The organism is Kosakonia sp. SOY2, assembly GCF_027109175.1.
Lineage (GTDB): Bacteria > Pseudomonadota > Gammaproteobacteria > Enterobacterales > Enterobacteriaceae > Kosakonia.
Map to the genome: position 1 here is coordinate 1,201,013 of NZ_JAPVXH010000001.1, position 19,009 is coordinate 1,220,021.

Annotated in this window: 17 protein-coding genes; 4 read left to right on the forward strand and 13 right to left on the reverse strand. The window is 54.6% G+C overall.

The features are described 5' to 3' along the window. Window positions 1-6: 6 nt before the first annotated feature. Window positions 7-3,054: a formate dehydrogenase-N subunit alpha gene (gene fdnG, locus O3S68_RS05655; RefSeq protein WP_269231005.1), complete on the reverse strand. Its 3,048-nt coding sequence runs from the start codon at window positions 3,052-3,054 to the stop codon at window positions 7-9. 220 nt (window positions 3,055-3,274) lie between these two features. Between fdnG and yddG the strand changes: the two genes are divergently transcribed. Continuing rightward, on the forward strand, window positions 3,275-4,159 hold the full coding sequence (gene yddG, locus O3S68_RS05660) for an aromatic amino acid DMT transporter YddG (protein WP_269231006.1): 885 nt from the start codon (window positions 3,275-3,277) through the stop codon (window positions 4,157-4,159). Window positions 4,160-4,171: 12 nt separating this feature from the next. Here yddG and O3S68_RS05665 read toward each other — a convergent pair whose 3' ends face one another. After that, window positions 4,172-5,659 carry a SmvA family efflux MFS transporter gene (locus O3S68_RS05665; RefSeq protein ID WP_269231663.1) on the reverse strand — a complete coding sequence of 496 codons (1,488 nt, stop codon included), beginning with the start codon at window positions 5,657-5,659 and terminating at the stop codon, window positions 4,172-4,174. A gap of 119 nt (window positions 5,660-5,778) precedes the next feature. Here O3S68_RS05665 and O3S68_RS05670 point away from each other — a divergent pair, with 119 nt between their 5' ends. Continuing rightward, window positions 5,779-6,354 carry a TetR family transcriptional regulator gene (locus O3S68_RS05670; RefSeq protein ID WP_045508343.1) on the forward strand — a complete coding sequence of 192 codons (576 nt, stop codon included), beginning with the start codon at window positions 5,779-5,781 and terminating at the stop codon, window positions 6,352-6,354. Here the strand turns inward: O3S68_RS05670 and nhoA are convergent. The 4 genes from nhoA to O3S68_RS05690 form a co-directional block, all read right to left on the reverse strand. Next, window positions 6,351-7,193 carry an N-hydroxyarylamine O-acetyltransferase gene (nhoA, locus tag O3S68_RS05675; RefSeq protein ID WP_269231007.1) on the reverse strand — a complete coding sequence of 281 codons (843 nt, stop codon included), beginning with the start codon at window positions 7,191-7,193 and terminating at the stop codon, window positions 6,351-6,353. The two genes, O3S68_RS05670 and nhoA, sit on opposite strands and share 4 nt — an antisense overlap. A 75-nt stretch (window positions 7,194-7,268) precedes the next feature. Further along, window positions 7,269-8,924, reverse strand: a complete 1,656-nt coding sequence (locus tag O3S68_RS05680) for an ABC transporter permease (protein ID WP_269231008.1) — start codon at window positions 8,922-8,924, stop codon at window positions 7,269-7,271. 46 nt (window positions 8,925-8,970) lie between these two features. Then, window positions 8,971-9,939: an ABC transporter substrate-binding protein gene (locus O3S68_RS05685; RefSeq protein ID WP_269231009.1), complete on the reverse strand. Its 969-nt coding sequence runs from the start codon at window positions 9,937-9,939 to the stop codon at window positions 8,971-8,973. After that, a complete protein-coding gene (locus O3S68_RS05690) occupies window positions 9,936-10,637 on the reverse strand; it encodes an ABC transporter ATP-binding protein (RefSeq protein WP_269231010.1) in 702 nt (233 codons plus the stop codon). Before O3S68_RS05690 ends, O3S68_RS05685 begins: the two co-directional genes overlap by 4 nt. A 237-nt stretch (window positions 10,638-10,874) precedes the next feature. On the opposite strand from O3S68_RS05690, the gene O3S68_RS05695 reads away from it, so the two are divergent. Next, window positions 10,875-12,653, forward strand: a complete 1,779-nt coding sequence (locus O3S68_RS05695) for a sensor domain-containing diguanylate cyclase (protein WP_016496034.1) — start codon at window positions 10,875-10,877, stop codon at window positions 12,651-12,653. A 70-nt stretch (window positions 12,654-12,723) separates the two neighbouring features. Further along, the gene (locus O3S68_RS05700) at window positions 12,724-13,296 is read left to right on the forward strand and encodes a flavin reductase family protein (RefSeq protein ID WP_097406711.1); all 573 of its coding nucleotides are present in this window, start codon (window positions 12,724-12,726) and stop codon (window positions 13,294-13,296) included. 8 nt (window positions 13,297-13,304) lie between these two features. Here the strand turns inward: O3S68_RS05700 and O3S68_RS05705 are convergent, their stop codons facing one another. The 7 genes from O3S68_RS05705 to O3S68_RS05735 all read right to left on the reverse strand — a co-directional run bounded on the left by O3S68_RS05705 (window position 13,305) and on the right by O3S68_RS05735 (window position 19,008). Then, window positions 13,305-14,243, reverse strand: a complete 939-nt coding sequence (locus tag O3S68_RS05705; RefSeq protein ID WP_269231011.1) for an alpha/beta hydrolase — start codon at window positions 14,241-14,243, stop codon at window positions 13,305-13,307. 123 nt (window positions 14,244-14,366) lie between these two features. Next, on the reverse strand, window positions 14,367-15,323 hold the full coding sequence (locus O3S68_RS05710) for a cyclase family protein (protein ID WP_269231012.1): 957 nt from the start codon (window positions 15,321-15,323) through the stop codon (window positions 14,367-14,369). 297 nt (window positions 15,324-15,620) lie between these two features. After that, on the reverse strand, window positions 15,621-15,851 hold the full coding sequence (pptA, locus tag O3S68_RS05715; protein ID WP_269231013.1) for a tautomerase PptA: 231 nt from the start codon (window positions 15,849-15,851) through the stop codon (window positions 15,621-15,623). Window positions 15,852-15,922: 71 nt separating this feature from the next. Beyond that, window positions 15,923-16,966 (reverse strand): acyltransferase, encoded by a 1,044-nt coding sequence (locus tag O3S68_RS05720; RefSeq protein WP_269231014.1) that lies wholly within the window; start codon window positions 16,964-16,966, stop codon window positions 15,923-15,925. Window positions 16,967-16,977: 11 nt separating this feature from the next. Beyond that, on the reverse strand, window positions 16,978-17,637 hold the full coding sequence (locus tag O3S68_RS05725; RefSeq protein ID WP_233500374.1) for an SGNH/GDSL hydrolase family protein: 660 nt from the start codon (window positions 17,635-17,637) through the stop codon (window positions 16,978-16,980). A 189-nt stretch (window positions 17,638-17,826) separates the two neighbouring features. Then, window positions 17,827-18,447 carry a glutathione S-transferase family protein gene (locus tag O3S68_RS05730; protein WP_269231015.1) on the reverse strand — a complete coding sequence of 207 codons (621 nt, stop codon included), beginning with the start codon at window positions 18,445-18,447 and terminating at the stop codon, window positions 17,827-17,829. A gap of 33 nt (window positions 18,448-18,480) precedes the next feature. Then, on the reverse strand, window positions 18,481-19,008 hold the full coding sequence (locus O3S68_RS05735) for an AAA family ATPase (protein ID WP_016496026.1): 528 nt from the start codon (window positions 19,006-19,008) through the stop codon (window positions 18,481-18,483). Window position 19,009: the final 1 nt, after the last annotated feature.

Consider the following 19,009-nt stretch of genomic DNA (forward strand, 5'->3'; position numbering starts at 1 on the left):
GCTCCTTTACGCCTTCTCGATATTGACTAAAAACGCTTTGTACTCCGGCGTTTGCGAGTTTGCGTCGCCCACGTTCGGCGTCAGGGTATTGGCGATATAACCTTTTTGCGCCACCCCTTCAAAGCCCCAGTGCAGCGGAATACCAATGGTTTCCACCGGTTGACCATGAACCAGCAAAGTCCGCAGACGACGCGTCACCACCGCGACCGCGCGAATAAAGCCGCGCTTGCTGCTCACCGTCACGCGATCGCCGTTGGCGATGCCTTTTGCCGCTGCCAGCGTTTCGCTGATTTCGACAAACTGTTGCGGCTGGGCGATGGCGTTGAGACGCGCATGCTTGGTCCAGGTGTGGAAATGCTCCGTCAGGCGGTAGGTGGTGCCGACATACGGGAACTGATCTTTTTTCCCCATCCGTTTGGCATCGTCCTCGAACAGACGCACTACCGGGCTGGAGATCACGTTCGGGTGCAGCGGGTTGGTGCCCAGCGGTGTCTCCACCGGCTCGTAGTGTTCCGGGAATGGCCCTTCCGCCAGCTTGTCGAGGGCGAACAGCCGACCCAGCCCCTCCTGCTGCATGATGAATGGCCCGGTATTGCTGCCCGGCGGCGCGGTGTTGAAGTCCGGGATGTCGTTGCCGACCCACTTCGTCCCGTTCCACTGGATCAGCATCCGTTTCGCATCCCACGGTTTACCCTGCACATCCGCCGACGCGCGGTTGTAGAGCACGCGGCGGTTTAGCGGCCACGCCCACGCCCAACCGAGCGTATTGCCAAGCCCGGACGGATCGGCGTTATCGCGGTTCGCCATCTGGTTACCCTGCTCCGTCCAGCTCCCGCTGTAGATCCAGCACGATGAGGCGGTGGTGCCGTCATCGCGCAGCAGCGCAAAGCTATTGAGCAGTTGGCCTTTTTTCGCCAGCAGTTGCCCGTTGGCGTCATAGAGATCCGCCAGCGCGTAGCCGTTGTTCTCTTTCGCCACCTCTTCCGAGTGCGGGTTGTGCGGCTGGCGGTAGTTCCAGGACATCTTCAGCAGCGGCTCCGCGCCTTTGCCGCCTTCGGTGCGGTACATCTCGCGCAGGCGGTGGTAAATCCCGGCGAGGATTTCGCCATCGTTCAGCGCTTCGCCCGGTGCATCCTGGCCTTTCCAGTGCCACTGTAACCAGCGGCCGGAGTTGGCGATCGAGCCATCCTCTTCGGCAAAGCAGGTCGATGGCAGACGGAACACTTCGGTCTGGATATCCGCCGGGTTGACGTCGTTCATCTCACCGTGGTTCTGCCAGAAGGTGGAGGTTTCGGTCACCAGCGGATCGATAACCACCAGGTACTTCAGCTTGCTCAACGTGCTGACCACTTTGTTTTTGTCCGGGAACGACGCCACCGGGTTAAAGCCCTGGCAGATATAACCGTTGACTTCGCCTTTCGCCATCTTGTTGAAGTACTTGATCACATCCCAGGCCTGATCCCACTTCGGCAACCAGTCAAAGCCCCAGTTATTCTCTTTCTGCGCCGCGTCGCCGTAGAATGACTTCATCAGGCTGACAAAGAACTTGGGATAGTTGCTCCAGTAGTTCACCTGGTCCGGCAACAGCGCTTTTGGCGTATTCGCCGCCAGGTACTGCTGTAAATCGGTCTGTTTTTCCGACGGCAGCGTCAGGTAACCCGGCAGGCTGGTTGATAACAGCCCCAGATCCGTCAGCCCCTGAATGTTGGAGTGCCCGCGCAAGGCGTTTACCCCGCCACCGGCCATCCCCATATTGCCGAGCAGCAACTGGATCATCGCCATGGTACGGATGTTCTGCGCGCCGACGGTGTGTTGCGTCCAGCCCAGGGCGTACAGGAAGGTGGTGGTTCTGTCCGCCGCGCTGGTTGAGGCCAGCACGTCACACACTTTCAGGAAGTCCGCTTTTGGCGTACCGCAGATGTTTTCGACCGTTTCCGGCGTATAGCGGGCCACATGCTGTTTCAGCAAGTTCCATACGCAGCGCGGATCGGTCAGCGTGTCATCACGTCTGGCGTAGCCGTTTTCATCAAACTGGTAGTTCCATGAGGTTTTGTCGTACTGGCGTTTTTGCGCGTCGTAGCCGCTGAACAAGCCGTCTTCAAAGGCAAAATCGTCCCGCACCAGCAACGCGGCGTTGGTGTAGTGTTTGACGTATTCGGCGTTGATTTTGTTGTTTTCGATCAGGTAGCGCAGCACGCCGGAGAGGAAAGTGATGTCCGTCCCGGAACGTATTGGCGCATAAATATCGGCAACTGATGCCGTGCGCGTAAAGCGCGGATCGACGACGATCAACGTGGCGTCGTTATTGTTTTTGGCTTCCATCGCCCAGCGGAAACCGACCGGGTGGGCTTCAGCGGCGTTACCGCCCATCACCATCACCACGTTGGCGTTTTTGATATCAACCCAGTGGTTGGTCATCGCACCGCGACCAAATGTTGGAGCAAGACTTGCTACCGTTGGTCCGTGTCAGACGCGCGCCTGGTTATCTACCGCCAGCATGCCGAGAGAGCGCACGAATTTTTGCGTCAGCATGCCGGTTTCATTACTCGCTGCTGAGGCACACAACATGCCCGTTGACAGCCAGCGATTGACTTTTACGCCTGCGGCATTGTTTTCAACAAAGTTGGCGTCGCGGTCGTTTTTCATCAGACGGGCGATGCGGTTAAAGGCGTCATCCCAGCTAATGCGCTGCCATTTGTCAGAGCCTGGCGCGCGGTATTCCGGGTAGCGCAGGCGGTTTTCACTGTGTACGTAATCCAGCAGACCGGCCCCTTTCGGGCACAGCGCGCCGCGGCTGACCGGATGATCCGGGTCGCCTTCGATATGATAGATGGCCTCTTTCGCGTTTTTCGCACCATCGCCCAGGCTATACATTAATAACCCGCAACCCACGGAGCAGTATGTACAGGAATTTCGCGTCTCTTTGGCGCGCAGTAATTTATAATTTCGCGCCTGCGCCAGCGCCATTTCGGGAGCAAATCCCAACGCGGCCGCCGTGGTTCCTGCCATTCCGCCCGCGCAGATTTTAAAAAATTGTCTGCGGCTGACGTCCATTGTTTTCCTCAATTATTGTCTTTGACTGCGGCCGGAAAACTAAACACTCCACGCAGTGAATTAATTGCGGTAAATCAATAACGCCTGGCACTTGATACCTAATAGTCTCGAGCGTTCTCTTTTCATGACTCGAAAGGAGTAGATGCCATGCGATTCATTTCGTTTAAGCATTCACGCGTGTTATACATTGAGGCTTTGTTTCAGGCGGTTAAGTGCGGTAATGAATAAAAATAAAGCAACGCTGATTGGTTTACTGGCGGTATTACTCTGGAGCACGATGGTCGGTTTTATTCGCGCCGTCAGCGAAGGGCTTGGCCCGGTTGGCGGTGCGGCGATGATCTACACCTTAAGCGGGTTGCTGCTGGCTGTCATCGTCGGTATCCCGGATTTACGCCGTTTTTCAGCTCGTTATCTTATTGCCGGAAGCGTGCTGTTTGTCAGTTATGAACTGTGTCTGGCGCTCTCGCTGGGCTTTGCCGCGACGCGACAACAGGCGATTGAAGTGGGCATGGTCAACTATTTATGGCCGAGTCTGACGATTCTTTGCGCAATATTATTCAACGGTCAAAAAGCCAGTTTATGGGTTATTCCCGGTTTATTACTGGCGTTATTGGGCGTGAGCTGGGTGCTCGGCGGCGAAAGCGGCCTTAATATCTCTGAAATCCAGCACAATATTATCTCCAGCCCGCTGAGCTATGCGCTGGCATTTGCCGGTGCGTTTATTTGGGCGGTTTATTGCACCGTTACTACCAAATACGCCAACGGCGCGAACGGCATTACGCTGTTTGTATTGCTGACAGCCGCGACATTATGGGTGAAATTCGCGCTCACACCGCAGCCGGAAATGGTTTTTACGTTGCCGGTTGTGGTGAAATTATTGATGACCGGCATTGCGCTCGGTTGTGGTTATGCCGCGTGGAATATTGGTATTTTGCACGGCAACGTCACCGTGCTGGCAGCCGCGTCCTATTTCACGCCGGTGCTCTCTTCCGCGCTGGCGGCGGTGGTGTTAAGCGCCCCGCTCTCGTTCTCTTTCTGGCAGGGCGCGCTGATGGTGTGCGCCGGATCGCTGCTCTGCTGGTACTCAACCCGCCAGCGCGCGTGATCCGGCCAAACGCTACGCTTTTTCCACTCGCGCCAGGCTAAACCAGATCCCTACCGCCAGCAGCATTAACAGTGCGCTGGCGGTGCTCAGTGCAATGCTGTGCGAACCGGTAAACGCCGTTTTCGCCGCCGAGATGATCCCTTCAGCAAGTGCGGGTGGTGCTTCCTGCGCCAGGCGGAATGCTTCGCCAATGGAGGATGAAGCCTGCGCGGCGGTCTCGCTGCTTAACCCCTGCGGAAGCTGGATCGAGGCGGAGAAACTGCGGCTCAAAATCAGCCCAAACACGGCAATGCCCAGCCCGGCACCCAACTCGTAAGACATCGCTTCTATCGCCCCGGCGGCTGCCGCTTTCTCTTTGGGCGCTGCGGCCATAATCGCCGCCGTTGAAGCCAGTAACGCGCTCGCCGCACTGAAACCGAGCAGCGCCATCAATACTCCGGCCTGCCACGGCTGGGTGGCAAAATTGGTCGCGGAAAGACCAAGAAAACTCACCGCGCTGAGCGCCATTCCGCCTGCGGCGACGCGGCGTAAGCCCAGTTTTGACACCAGAACCCCGGCAATCGGCCCGCTAAACCCGCTCGCCAGCATCACCGGCAGCATAAACACCCCGGCGGCAAATGGCGTGAAACCGTGGACAAATTGCAGCTCCTGCGCCATCAGCAGCTCAAAACCGACCAGCGTGACCATCGCGGTGATCGCCATCAATACACCGCTCAAAATGACGCGATGCGTAAACAGACGCATATCGATCATCGGCGTGCTGGCGGCCAGCTGAATGCGGACAAACCCGGTCAGCAAGGTGGCACCAACCAGTAACGTGCTCGCTACGATCCACAGCGGAAGCGTGCCTTTCATTGCCGTTTTGGCACTCCACACCAGCAGTAAGATGGCGACAATTAAGCTCAACGCCTGGTTCAGGTGTAACGGCTGATCGGCGCGGCCCTGCTGGCGCGGTACAAAGCGTGCGGTCAGCGCCATCACGACAATGACGATCGGCACGTTAATTAAAAATACCGACCCCCAGTAGAAATGCTCCAGTAACATACCGCCAATTAATGGGCCGAACGCCGCGCCGCCGGAACCAATTGCCGCCCAGACGCCGAGCGCCGTATTGCGTTGCTGTGCCTGCGAGAAGGTATTACGGATCCCGGCAAGCGTTGCCGGCACGATCATCGCCGCGCCCACAGCTAACAGCGCGCGCGTGGCAATCAGCCAACTGGCGCTCGCGGCAAAGGCCGCCAGTAACGAGGCTGCGCCAAACAGGCCGCTGCCGACAAGCAGCAGCCGCTTAAAACCAATTCTGTCGCCCAGCGCGCCCATCGGCAGCACCATACCGGCCATCACCAGCGAGTAAATATCAATTATCCATAACAGCGCATTTCCGCTGGCATTTAACTCCACGCTCAGTGTGGGCGCGGCAACATGCAGCACCGTCGCATCAATCGCGACCGGAATATAAACCAGCACAATGATGACCAGCGTTAACCACTGACGAAACATACTTCTCTCCATCGTTTTTCATTCCTGGACAGATGTCCAGAATCGCGATCCTACGTAAAGTTGAACGCATGTCCAGCTTTTTGTTAAACTCCGTTGACGCTCTATTTAACCGAGGTTTTATGCGCTATCTGAACAAGGATGATCGCCGGGAGGTGATCCTGAAAGCCGCGATGCGCGTAGCGCTGGCGGAAGGTTTTTCCGCCATGACCGTTCGCCGCGTGGCAAGCGAAGCCGGGGTTGCCACCGGCCAGGTCCACCACCATTTCACCTCGGCGAATGCATTAAAAGCCGAGGCGTTTATCCGCCTGATTGCGGAACTGCTGGAGGTGGAAGTGGTACCCGCGACCGCGCCATGGCGCGAGCAGTTGCACGCGATGCTGGGCAGCGATGAAGGCGGTCTCGAACCTTATGTGCATTTGTGGCGTGAAGCGTTACTGCTGGCGAGTAAAGAGCCGGAATTCAAAGGCGCGTACCTGCTGACCATGGAGATGTGGCACGTCAAAGTGGTGCAACTGATTGAGCAAGGCCGTGCGGCAGGCGAATTCACGGATACCGATACGGCGGCAAACATTGCCTGGCGCCTGATGGCGCTGGTCTGCGGGCTGGACGGGATTTGCATGCTGGGCATGCCAGATGTCGATGAAGCTGCCTTCAATCGCCATCTGGCCGTCATGATTGACAACGAACTCCGTTAAACTTTTTCGCCGTGCAAATCGAAACCGGCCATCACCGTTTCCAGCTGTTGCAGGCTAAAGCCATACTGTGCATCGTTCACACCAAGCCCAAAGCGCTGTTGCAGCGCGTCATACAGCGCCGGAACATCTGCAAAGGTCACCTCTTCCAGCACCTGACCGTTTTTCCAGTGGGTAAAATGGAAGTTGGTTAACGTCAGTTTTACGCCGTCCGGCAGATGGCGGCACATCAGCAAGTGATGGCGAAAATGGGATGCCGGCCAGTGTGCGGAGTGAAAATTCCCCATTACGAAATCGGCCTGGTACTGCTGACCCATCTCAAACTGATACATCGACTGCCAGCGTTCGTGGTGACGGAACTGGAGCACCCAGTCTTCCCCCTTGCGCTGCAAGCGGTAGACGCCATGCGGCGTGGCCTGCTCAATATCCTCCTGTAAGCGGATTGGCGCGGTCAGTGTCTGCCCGCCAAATCCGACATCGGCGATCCACGGCTCGCCCGCAATCTGCACCAGCAAAATACGGTGCGTGCGCGGTGGCATCTGGTGTGGATTAGCAATCACCACCCGTCCTAACAGGCTGCGCACCGTAAAACCCACCTCTTTCAGCACGCGCTCAAATAGCCCGTTCTGCTCAAAACAGTAGCCACCGCGACGGGCAACCACCAGTTTATGAAAAATCGCCTCATCGCTGAGTTCAATCTCGCGCGGCAGTACCACATCGAGGTTTTCAAAAGGGATAGCGCCGTTGTGATGTAAATGCAGCGCCCGCAGCGTTTCCAGTGAGACATCGGGCGTTTGCTCCCAGCCAATACGGGCCAGATAAGCGGTCAAAAAAAGGGTCATACAGGCTCCTTGCGAATGGTGTCCCGTTGTTATAGCGCATTTTTTTCGCGTTACCGTCGATTTCGTGCCCTCGATTTATCCCTTTGTGCTGCGCTGCATAATGCCGAGCGCGGTGAGCATCAATACCAGCCCGGTGAGCAGCGTCAGTGTTGCCATTGCCATCCCCTGACCTACTGAGCCTTGCTCGAATTGCCGCCAGATAAATACCGCCACGGTTTGTGTGCCCGCCGGCGCCAGCAACAGCGAGGTGAGCAGCTCGCGCGAGGCAATGGCGAACACCATTAACATGGAGGCGAGCATCGCCGGGAAAACCAGCGGCAGCACAATCAGACGCAGTGCCTGGAACGCGCTGGCACCGTGAACCCGGGCGGCAGGCTCCAGGTTGCCGCCTAGCTGACGCAGGGCGCTGCCGATATAACGCACCGGCCACGGCAGCAGCAGGCAACAGTAAGAGATAAGCAAAATTGCCCAGCTGTTGTAGGGCGAAACCGGCCAGAAGCTGCGGTTCCACAGCAAAATCAACCCAACGCCAACCACCACGCCGGGCAGCGCGGCTGGCATCAGCGATAACGCATCAATTACCGAGCGCCCTTTTATCTTCTGCATCACCACCAGCCAGGCGGCGCACAAGCCCAGCGCGCCGGTAATCAGTGCCGCGCCGAATGCCAGCGACAAACTGGTGCCCAGCGCGGGTAGCGCATCACCGCGCTGTTCGAACAGCGCCGCAAAATGCTTCATGGTGAGATTATCCAGCGACACGCCGCCGGAAAGCGTAGAGCTAAAGCCGGTGAACGCCATCGATAACCCCGGTAGCACCACGGCGAGAAAACCGACCGCCGCCATCACCAGCAGCACCGGTAAAGTGGCAAAACCGAGTTTCGCCCCGACAAGCTCGGTCGGTTTCCCGGAAACACTAGTGACATCTTTATCGCCGGTCAGTTTGCGTTGCAGCCACCATCCGCACAGCGCAATGGCGATCAGCACTACCGACAGCAGCGCCGCGCCGGGCAAATCGATCGGCCAGTCGGCGAGTTTCTCTTCGATACCGACCGTCAGCATCACCACGCCGGAACGGGTACCCAGCGCGGCGGGCACGCCATACTCTTCCACCGCCAGTGTAAAGGCCAGCAACATACCTGCCGCCAGCGCCGGGGAAAGTAACGGCAAGGTGATATGGCAAAATGCGCGCCACGGTGTGGCGCCATGAACGCGGGCGACTTGTGCCAGGCGCTGCCCGCTGGCGAGCAAACTGCGCGATACGGCAAAGTACACCACCGGGAAGATATTCAGCGTCATCACCAGAATGATGCCGCTCTTGCTAAACAGCAGATTGTTGAGATCCAGCCCGGTGAGCTGCATCAGGTAGCCCTGGGTTTGCAGCACCAGCATCCACGACAGCGCGGCAATATAGGGCGGAGTTAAGAACGGGATCAAAAACAGCAGATCCCACAGTTTCGGCCACGGTAAATTAAATAACCCGCGCGCGACGCCAAGCGGCAAGCCAATCAGTGCGCTGCAAAGCGCCACACCGCAGGCTATCTGTAGTGTCCCGCCGAACATGGCCGGCAGTTGCGGCTCTGACAATAAGGCGGGCATGGCGGAAAATGCGCCGCTGAATTTTCCGGCGCTAAAGTGCGGGAATACCGCCTGCAACACAATAAACAGCAACGGCAGCGCCACCAGTATCAGCAGCAGCGCCAGCGTCGCTTGCGCAATCAATCTCTGGTTCACAACGGGTATCCTGAAAGCGGGGTTGCCCCCGCAAAGATCGAAAGGATTACTGAGCAAAGAGCGCGTTAAAGCGCTTCAGAACCTCGCCACGTTCACTGGTGCCGCTGCTCTGGGTTGGCAGCACTTTCAGTTCGGTAAACAGCGGGCGTTTCGCTTCCACGTCCGTGCGGGCAGGCATCAGCCAGGCGTCGGCGACCATTTTCTGCCCTTCCGGCGACAGCACATAATCGATAAACGCTTTAGCGTCGTCAGCGTGTTGGGTGGTTTTGAGGAGCATCATCGGGCGCGGCGCGATAACGGTGCCGCTGGCCGGGAAGATCACTTTCAGCGATTCGCCCTGCGCGATATTGCCATAGGTGACATAGTCGACCGCGCCAAACACCGCCGCTTTCGCCCCTTGCATCACCGGCGTTACCGCCTGGGCGTTCGGGCCGCTCACCACCATGCCGTTCTTTTTCAGCGCCCCGAACAACTGCCATGCGCGGTCGCCCATGCCATTTTGCAGACCGATCAGCAGATCAAGTGAGGCGCCGGAAAGTGACGGATCCGGCGTAGTCACTTTGTCTTTAAAGTCAGGAGATGTCAGATCGTTCCACTCTTTCGGCTCCGGGGTGCCGCTCTTGGTGTTCCAGACAATCCCCAGCGCGGAGATGCCCTGCGCCACATAGTCAGCGCTTTTCAGTGTCTGCGGGACATTTTGGGCATTGGCACTGGTAAACGGCAGCAACCAGCCGCGATGATGCAGATCTTCGGCGGTATCCCACGAGGCAGAAATCAGAATGTCGGCCTGCGGATTGGCCTGCTCGGCTTCCAGCCGCGCCATCACTTTGCCGGTGGTGGCCTGGAAAATATTAACTTTAACGCCGGTTTTTTGCTCAAATCCGCTGGCCAGGCTTTTTGCCAGCGAGCCAGGACCTGCGGTGTAAACAGTCAGCGCGTGCGCGCTGGAGATCATCATCGACGACAGCACCATGGCTAAAGCGACTCCTTTTTTCACGGACAGTAAGGCTTTCATGCAATTTCCCCTGAGGTTGAAGTAACGGTTCGTACAGATTCAACGGTCCCGGACGCTAAATGCACAATGCGATCGGCAAGAAGCTGTGCTTCGCGGTGGTCATGAGTGACATACACGGCGGTGGTGCCGAGCTGGCGCAGCAGTCGTGCCATCTCAAGGCATAAGGATTCGCGCAGCGCGGTGTCGAGATTGGAGAGCGGCTCGTCAAACAGCAGGACGCCGGGTTCGGCGACAATGGCGCGTGCCAGCGCGACGCGCTGCTGCTGCCCGCCGGAAAGGCCTGCCGGTTTGCGCCCGGCAAATTCCGCCAGCCCAACCCTTTCCAGCGCCTGCGACACGCGCTGTTCACGCTCTGCGCGCGGCACGTTGCGCATTTTCAGCGGGAAAGCGACGTTTTGCGCCACGCTCATATGCGGCCACAGCGCGTAATCCTGAAATACCATGCCGATATCGCGTGCTTCCGGCGGTAGCGTCCAGCCCGCTTTCGCCACCAGGCGATCGCCAAACCAGATCTCACCTTCCGCCGGTTCACTCAGCCCTGCCAGCAAGCGCAGCAACGTGCTTTTGCCGCAGCCAGACGGGCCGAGCAGCGCGACAATGCTGCCAGGTTGAATATGTAAATCGATGTGATTAAGAACGGTATATGCGCCAAAGGCGTAGGAAACGCCTTGTAAGCGGATGTCTGTGAATGCGCTCATTCACGCCCTCCCGTAACAGAAAGTCGTGACGTACCCGCGGTCTTCATCCGACGGGGCGCATCCACCTGCACAAAAGTCAGGGGAGCAAACATATTGTTATCCTCTTTGGGATTTGATTGCGGCTGACTATAGGCAGCGAATATGACGAAGAAATGACGTCAATATTGCGCATTGATTTTTAACTGAATGTCTAAACTGATAGGCATATTCCCGCACTCACGTCGAAAAGGATCCCCCGTGCGCATCGCTACGATCACCAATTTTGCTTATACCGCGACCGTGGTATTAACGCTGACCTCCGGCGTGGCGCTGTTTATGGCGTCGAATGCGGAACGCGCCGAGCGTGACGCCGTGGCGCAAAATCGCGTTTTCGATACGTTGACGGACGATCTGGAAAAAGAGGCTTATGCGTTAACTGAGCTGGCGCGTGAAGCGGTGATCAAGAAGCAGCCGGAAGTGATTCAAAGCTGGAAAACCCGCCAGCAGCAGGATATCGCTCTGGAAAATCATCTGGTCGCCCTGCGTGACCGTGGCGCTTCCGATGAAGAGTTACTGATCCTGCGCGATGGGCTGTCGACGCTGGACCAACTCGAAGATGAGCAGCGCATCGCCATCGCCGATATCGAAGCCGGGAAAACGGACGAGGCGATGAATCTGTTGTATAGCGCCAGCTATGAAGAGCGACTTTCCGAAGCGGAGTACCGTTTCGCCCACTTCCGCAGCTTGTCGGATCAGCGTGTCCAGAGCGCGATAAGCGAAGCAACCGATCGCTCTTTACGCTTGCGCACGTTATCAGAAATTATGGTCGGGCTGACAGCGCTGCTGTTCCTGTTTGTGCTTGGTTTTATTATCAAACACCGCATTTTGCGCCCGGTGGTGACGTTGAGCGATGTGGTTAACCGCCTCGCGACCCAGGATTACAATGTGGAAGCGCCGGTCCTGGCGCAGGTGGATGAAATTGGCGATATGGCGCAGGCCATTCGCATATTTCGCGAAAACGGCCTGACCCGGCAGCGGCTGGAACAGGAGCGCGACGCGGAGTGGGCCACGCGCACGTTGCTGGCGCGAATGACGCAACGACTTCAGGGGTGTGATTCCCATAGCGCGATTTTTCGCGTGGTCAGCCGCTTTGCGCCACAAATTATCCCGGATATGGGCGGACGGTTGTTTGTACTTAATCCCCGCACTAAGCGCATGAAGTGCGTGGCGCGCTGGGGTTTGCCGCCGGGCGAAGACGCACCCTTCCCGGCTGAACATTGCTGGGCACTGAAACGCGGGCAGTTGCATAGTCCCGCCAAAGGTGGCGTTGATATGCCCTGTGAACATATCAAGCCAGAGCTCGCGTCACGCGCGATTTGTGTGCCGCTTAATGCGCAGAATAAAAGCATTGGTTTGCTCACTTTCGATAATTACACGACGGGCAAAGAGCCGCCCTATATCTACCTTGAGCTGCTGGCAGAAACGCTGGCCCTGGCGCTGGCCAATCAGATCCTGCGCGATACGCTGACGGAACGCGCCATGCACGACTCGTTGACCGGCCTGCTCAACCGCCACAGCCTGGATGAGACGCTGCGCAATATGCTCGATCAGGCGATGGTGGAAGGCACGACGCTGAGCTGTCTGATGGTCGACGTGGATTATTTCAAGAAACTCAACGACCAGTACGGCCACGACGCGGGTGACAAAGTGCTGCGTGAGCTGTCACGGTTGATCACCGAAACGCTGGATGACAACAGTGTTGCGTTCCGTTATGGCGGCGAAGAGTTCCTGCTTGTGCTGCCCGGTGCGGATGAAGTGCAGGCGAAAAAAGTGGCTGAGACGCTGCTGCATAATGTCCTTAATCATCACATGCTGTATGAATCACAGGATATTGGCCCGGTATCGGTTTCCATTGGGCTGGCGACCTGGCCGCGCCACGCGCGCGCGGATAATCTGGTCCGGGCAGCCGACCTGGCGCTCTACCTGGCGAAAGAGCAAGGCCGCGGCCAGATTGTGGTGGCCAGGAGCACCGGATAATGCGCCACGTCTTGATTTTGCCGCCTGTTCGGCCATTTAATGGCAGAAACGTTTGCACAGAGGAACCGCTATGAGCTATTTCCGTCCGGTGGCGTTAGAACATGCCAGCCGCCTGCTAAACCACGGTCCGACCATTCTGATTACCAGCCGCGATGAGCGGATCGACCGGCGCAATATCATGGCGGCGGCGTGGTCAATGCCGGTGGAATTTTCCCCGCCGCGAATTGCGATAGTGGTGGATAAAAGTGCCTGGTCGCGCGAGTTGATTGAACACAGCGGCATGTTTGGCATTGTGGTGCCAGGTGTTGCGGCAACGAACTGGAGTTACGCAGTTGGCAGCGTCACCGGTCGCGATGAAGATAAGTTTAATTGCTATGGCATTCCCGCTTTTGCCGGGCCGGTGCTCGGCCTGCCGGTGATCGAAGAGAAATGCCTGGCGTGGATGGAGTGTCGTTTGCTCCCGCCGACCGCCGCGCAGGAAAAATATGACACGCTGTTTGGCGAAGTGGTTTCCGCCGCCGCCGATGAACGTGCGTTTATCAACGGGCGCTGGCACTTTGATGACGATAAGCTGAACACCATTCATCATCTTGGCGGCGGCACGTTCGTCACCAGCGGCAAGCGCATTACCGCTGGCGAATAACGAAGCATTTACTCAGGCAGCGCCTCGATCCAGTTCATCGCCAGTTCTGGCCAGACCGCTGCCGGCAGGTGTTTTACACCGCGTACGCCAAACCCATGTTGCCCCTTGCTGAACAGATGTAATTCAGTGAGCACATGATGCGCGTGCAGCGCGTTGAACATCATCAGCGAGTTGGCCACCGGCACCGAAGGATCGTCCACGGCATGCAGCAAAAAGGTTGGTGGTGTTTGTGCGGTGACATTCTGTTCCGGCGAGTAGTGTTTAATCTGCTCCGCCGTTGGCGTTTCACCAATCAGCGCTTTTCGCGAGCCGGGATGGGCAATCGACTGATCCATTGAAATCACCGGGTAACCCAGCACTACAAAATCTGGCCGTGCGTGCTGGTTATCAATGTCGTCCACCGGTGTGTACACCTTCTCGTCATAGCGCGTTTCCAGACTTGCCGCCACGTGCCCGCCTGCGGAGAAACCCATCACACCGATTTTTTTCGCATTGAGATGGCGTGATCCTGCCTGCGCGCGCAAGGTGCGCACAGCACGTTGTGCATCCGCCAGCGGTGCGTTTGAACCTTCGGCGTGACCATCTTCCGGCATGCGGTAGGTCATTACAAACAAGGTGTAACCGCGCGCATTGAATGGCGCGGCTAAATCACTGCCCTCTTTATCCAGCACCACGCGTTTATAGGAACCACCCGGGATCACGAGGATGGCGATACCGTTGGGTTTTTGCGGTTTGTAAACGGTGATTTGCGGCGCTCGAATGCCGGTTGCGGCGCGGTCGGGAAGCGCAGGATCTGTACTGCGCTCGGTTAATACCAAACTGACCGGGCTACTTTTGGCGCCTGGTGCATCGCCTTGCGGCCAGACGGGAAAATGCTCTGGTGCGGCAACGGAAGGGTGCGAAAAAAGGAGCAGCGCGAATGTCAGTGAACTGAGTTTCCGGAACATAATCATCTCCATGTCAAAGATGCTTATGTAACATTAACCCGGCAAATGAAATTCGAGCCGCTCCACAGAACAATGTTTTACTAAAAATGAAAACCACTTCAGGGTAGCGCTAACAACAAACCACTAATAAATCGCCACAGGGTTGATGTTGACCTGTGTTGAACCGGTGTACAGCGGTTGGCCAAGGACGAACAAGAATTCCCAAACTTGCTTGCTGACCAGTGGACGTGTATCGATCAACTCCAGGTTGTAGATACCCCGCTTCGCTAACAGATAGTGATTGATTGCGAATTCCTCCTTAGTTGCCGGGTTTGGATACACTTCAGACGCCCAGGTATCACCGCCAAACGCGACGATCTGCTGGTCCGCCAGCCATTTTGCTGCTTCCATGCCAATGCCAGGCTCCTTTTCCAGAAACTGTTTATTGTCTTTACCAACAAGTTCCAGCCATCCGGTATTGAATAACACGATATCGCCCTTCTTGAGGATTAATCCCTGGTTTTTTAATACCGACTGAATATCCGCGACGCTAAACTCTGTACCGCCGGGAACAATCTTTTGTTGATAAAAAGCGGTCATATCTAATACCACACCTCGCGTTACCATCGGCGGGACTTTTTCAATACCTAATTTTTTAACCCTATCGATAGTGACAAAATCTGCCGCTTTATTACCGTTGTAATAGATATTATTAATGTCGATATGGCCAATATCATTTAACAGCATGCCCACGCCTGTCCGTGTATTAACCTGTTCGTTACGAAAGGTTGATGTATTCGGGCCATGTGTATTCCCATCCTGCTGGCCGGATTGAATATTGTAGAGATGAAAACAACAGTGTTGAAACGCCGGGAAATTCTTATCAACCGCTACCGACAGCGGCACCACAACGCCCTGTTTTACAAGGCGAATAGCTTGTAAAACACCCTCAGGCGTGAGCAAGTTGGCGGCACCTGTTTCGTCATTTTCACCATAAACAGAGGGATACCAGTTTTGTGATTCCGCAGCGGGTTCTGTGGCCTGTAACGGCAGTGCTGCAAACAAGGGCAATAATAATATGAAAGAACGAGATGGCTTCATGAATGACGTTCCTTGTTTAGTGCGTTGCTGCCGCAATTAATCCAACAAGCGCTTTCCGTGAAAATTATATTGCTCTGTTCTTTAATCCGAGCCAGATAATAAAAACTCTAGAGTTGTATTTAAGAACGCGCAAATATGAATTTTCTGAAAGCGAAAATAATGAAAAAAGTGATGTGCTTACAATCATAATGAGAATGCCGCGTATTATATATTTCGGGCGGTTGTTCAAAAAAAAAGGATCTTTTTTTACTTATTGGTAAAAAAAAGCCTGCGCAACAGGCGCAGGCGACAGGAAATTTACAGTGAATAGCCAGGCTTCTTGATAAGCGTGTCGATATGCGGCGCAATGTCGGTGTCCCACACCTGCGCTTTCCAGTCGTCCGGCGTGACTTCGTTAAGGACGACGCTGACAGCGCTATCTTTGCTGTTCAAATGGCGAATAATTACCTCAGCGATATCGCTCGCCAGTGCGTTTTTTTGCTCCTCAGTCAGATCGCGGGGAAAACATTTGATATCAACGTGCGGCATAGCAAACTCCTTGTTTTATAAAGAGAGTGACAGTAGCACAAGTTACTGCTCATTGCGCCGCATTCAGGTTATCAAAGTGTGACAATTCTGGCAGTTATCTTTGATCTTTTCAGCAGCGCACAGAGGCCATATGCAAGGATAAAAGCCAGCAAAGAGTAAGCAATGATATAAAGATAACTCTTCGCCCCCGGGATGCTTCCTAACAGCTTTTCATGAATAAACACGCTATGTACTTCCACCACAAAAATGTTATGTACAAGGTAGATCCCTAACACACTGTCACTCACATTACTCACCCAGCGCGGCAAGGCGTTAATATTCAGGTTAACCACAAATAAAAACAAACCGACCGATGTGATAAGTAATAATAAGTTATAAAACTTGCCATAAAAAATGGCGATCCCCGCGCCGGACGAAATGAAGGCCAATATTAACAATGCGGCAATTGCCATTATTAACGTCATAATATGCGCCACGGAGAATGGCCTGAGCGTTGGTTTAACCAGTCCGAGATAACCGCCAATTAAAAAACAGATCAGCCCTTCCGGTTGAAAGGGAATAAGCAAGTTAAATGCAAATAGCGAGAAATGGAAACTGACTTCCGTCCATGCATTGATTAATGTCAGATTGGCGATAATTACCATTAACACAACTACTTTCAGAATTTCACCCGCGCGCTCTTTCTTAAACGCATGGCGCATTAAAGGCGTGAAAATGTACAGCGGAATAATGGCAAATATAAACCAGAGTGGCGTTGCTTCTGTAGTGGCTTTGCTGACATTCAGGTAATTAAGAAGATTTATTTCCGGCACGTCGGTAAATCGGCTTATCCACCAGGTGTCATAGGCGTAATAAAAGAGTAACCAGAAAATCAATACGCCAACGATGCTTTTAATCTTAGCAATAACATAGTTCGCTTGATTTTCGTGTTTGTTATTTAATAAAAAATAGCCGCTACAGATAAAAAAAAGGGCGACACCAGATAGCCCAGCCTGTCTGAAAAAGCACAACACGACATCGCTTTCGTCTCGATTCAGAAAAAACAACGTCACGTGCGCCAGGATGACAAGAAAGATCGCGAGTATCTTGAGAAGGTCGATGGTTGCAATTCTCATAGCCACCTCTCCTACAGCGATAAGATAAAGTGCGTAATCTTAGTCGCCAGCCTTTCCATGCCTAATTTTGAAGGGTGCAAACCATCGGGAATCACGCCAGCTGTATTACTGGTCATAATATCCATATTGAGTTCGTTGAAGCCGGAGTTCTTTTGCAGGTCGAGATAAGGTATGGAATATTCCTCACACTTTTCTCTGCTCACGTTGCAATAATCGGCCAGATAATATCCTTTGGCATTTTTTTGTCCATGACCACGCGCAATTGAAACAGGTGTCGTAACAACAAACCCTACTCTGGCCAACGGATATTTTTTTATGACGCCAGTAAGCAGCAGATCCATTGCGCCATAAAAAGTCAGTGACGTTTTATCGTGTTTATCGCCTATTTCAGTGCCGCCTTCCGAGCCGAAGTTAAAACCGAAATCGTTGCCACCGCCCCAGATAGTAATAAGATCAGGATTTTCCCCCATGGTTTTATAACGTAAACAGATGGCTGAATTATCTTGCTCATTTTTTTGTGCGATACAGGTTCCACCAATTCCGTAGTTTGTCCATTGCGCCAGCCCTAAATTCTCTGCGACGATAGGTTGATACCATCCCCGTTCTGTTATGCTGTCGCCAAGCGTAAACCATGAACCACCTTTCAAATACGAATGAATATACTCCATCATTTTCACCCTGTTAAATTACTATTCCGATTTTGCTATAGAGATCCAATATTGCGTCAACGACGAAAATTCGCCAAATGTTGTCTCATATAAACGGGGCGATTTCAAATTATTTTTTCCTCGCCCCACTTTTATATACCGCTTCAACTTATGCGAGATACTAAGAATATTAAAATAATCCGAAATAAGCGGTTAACGGATAATTTCATTATTTCGCAGCACAGTCTGTAATTGCGGTAACTGACATACCGCATCCGCGATGGCGGTAATATTTGGCGTGTGCCCGGCGAACCACGCATGACGCGGCCCCCATGTGCGCATGACGCAAAGATAAATATCCAGCAGCGTCAGTTGTTGGCCAAAAGCGTACGGTGCCGCCTGCAATTGCGTGTCGAGCCACAGATAGAGCGATTTACGGTACTTCTGGCAATTTTCTACTAATTGCTCCGGCGCATCCGCTGCCCAGTGTTCCGGGTAATCGGCGTAGGTAAAAGTGGGATAGACATTCGCGACGAGCCATACCAGCAGCCGCCAGAACTGCTGCCGTTGCGCGGTGCCTTCGGCGGGCGCGAAATCCGGACGCTGGTCGAGGATCATCAGCGCCACGGCGGCGGATTCCGTCATCACGCTGCCATCGTCCAGTTGCAGCGTTGGTACCTGGCACAACGGGTTTAATTTGCGCAGGGTATCTTGCTGTGGGCCAGGTTTGTCAAAGCCATCAACATTGACGAAGCGATAAGGGATCTCGGCCAGCGTCAGCATCACTTCGCTGATGGCCGATCCCCAGCCGGGAACACCATAAACCGTAATCATAAGGGCTCCTTATGTTCAGGATGAGCCTTAAGCTTAGGTCAGACTGGCGAGAAATTCGTCAACTTGTTGCGGCGTGGTAAGGCGGACAAAGCGCAGATGCTGATAGCGCGGATCGGCCATATCCTGCGCATAACGTTCGCGGTTTTTGCGCCAGGTCTTTAGCGACCAGAGGATGATCGACTCGCGGCTCAAAAAAACACGACGCAGGCTTTCGCGATTACCGGTTCCCGGCCATAACTCCTGTTGGCTTCTGGCGCGCGCAATAGCGCGCAGCGTCACCTGGCGCAACGTGCGCCAGAATCCGTAATCGACCCATACCACCAGATCAACGTGCCGCCATTTAATATCGCGGCTGCGGTTATAGTTGCCATCAAGCACCCAGCCGGGTTGTTCAAGCAATTTTTCCAGGCGCGCATACAACTCTTCATCCGGCGTCCCCTGCCAGTTGGGGCGCCAGTAAAGCAGATCCATTTCGATATAAGGCACATTGAGCTGGCTGGCCAGACGTTTTGCCAGCGTCGATTTTCCGCTGCCGCTGGTGCCAATAACGTTAATTCTCATG

Excerpts from the sequence above, each read along its gene's own strand:
- O3S68_RS05700 (WP_097406711.1), top strand. The coding sequence starts at position 12,724 with ATGAGCTATTTCCGTCCGGTGGCGTTAGAACATGCCAGCCGCCTGCTA.
- O3S68_RS05670 (WP_045508343.1), top strand. The coding sequence starts at position 5,779 with ATGCGCTATCTGAACAAGGATGATCGCCGGGAGGTGATCCTGAAAGCC.
- O3S68_RS05710 (WP_269231012.1), bottom strand. The coding sequence starts at position 15,323 with ATGAAGCCATCTCGTTCTTTCATATTATTATTGCCCTTGTTTGCAGCA.
- O3S68_RS05665 (WP_269231663.1), bottom strand. The coding sequence starts at position 5,659 with ATGTTTCGTCAGTGGTTAACGCTGGTCATCATTGTGCTGGTTTATATT.
- O3S68_RS05730 (WP_269231015.1), bottom strand. The coding sequence starts at position 18,447 with ATGATTACGGTTTATGGTGTTCCCGGCTGGGGATCGGCCATCAGCGAA.
- O3S68_RS05705 (WP_269231011.1), bottom strand. The coding sequence starts at position 14,243 with ATGTTCCGGAAACTCAGTTCACTGACATTCGCGCTGCTCCTTTTTTCG.
- O3S68_RS05685 (WP_269231009.1), bottom strand. The coding sequence starts at position 9,939 with ATGAAAGCCTTACTGTCCGTGAAAAAAGGAGTCGCTTTAGCCATGGTG.
- O3S68_RS05735 (WP_016496026.1), bottom strand. The coding sequence starts at position 19,008 with ATGAGAATTAACGTTATTGGCACCAGCGGCAGCGGAAAATCGACGCTG.
- O3S68_RS05720 (WP_269231014.1), bottom strand. The coding sequence starts at position 16,966 with ATGAGAATTGCAACCATCGACCTTCTCAAGATACTCGCGATCTTTCTT.
- O3S68_RS05725 (WP_233500374.1), bottom strand. The coding sequence starts at position 17,637 with ATGATGGAGTATATTCATTCGTATTTGAAAGGTGGTTCATGGTTTACG.
- yddG (WP_269231006.1), top strand. The coding sequence starts at position 3,275 with ATGAATAAAAATAAAGCAACGCTGATTGGTTTACTGGCGGTATTACTC.
- O3S68_RS05690 (WP_269231010.1), bottom strand. The coding sequence starts at position 10,637 with ATGAGCGCATTCACAGACATCCGCTTACAAGGCGTTTCCTACGCCTTT.
- pptA (WP_269231013.1), bottom strand. The coding sequence starts at position 15,851 with ATGCCGCACGTTGATATCAAATGTTTTCCCCGCGATCTGACTGAGGAG.
- nhoA (WP_269231007.1), bottom strand. The coding sequence starts at position 7,193 with ATGACCCTTTTTTTGACCGCTTATCTGGCCCGTATTGGCTGGGAGCAA.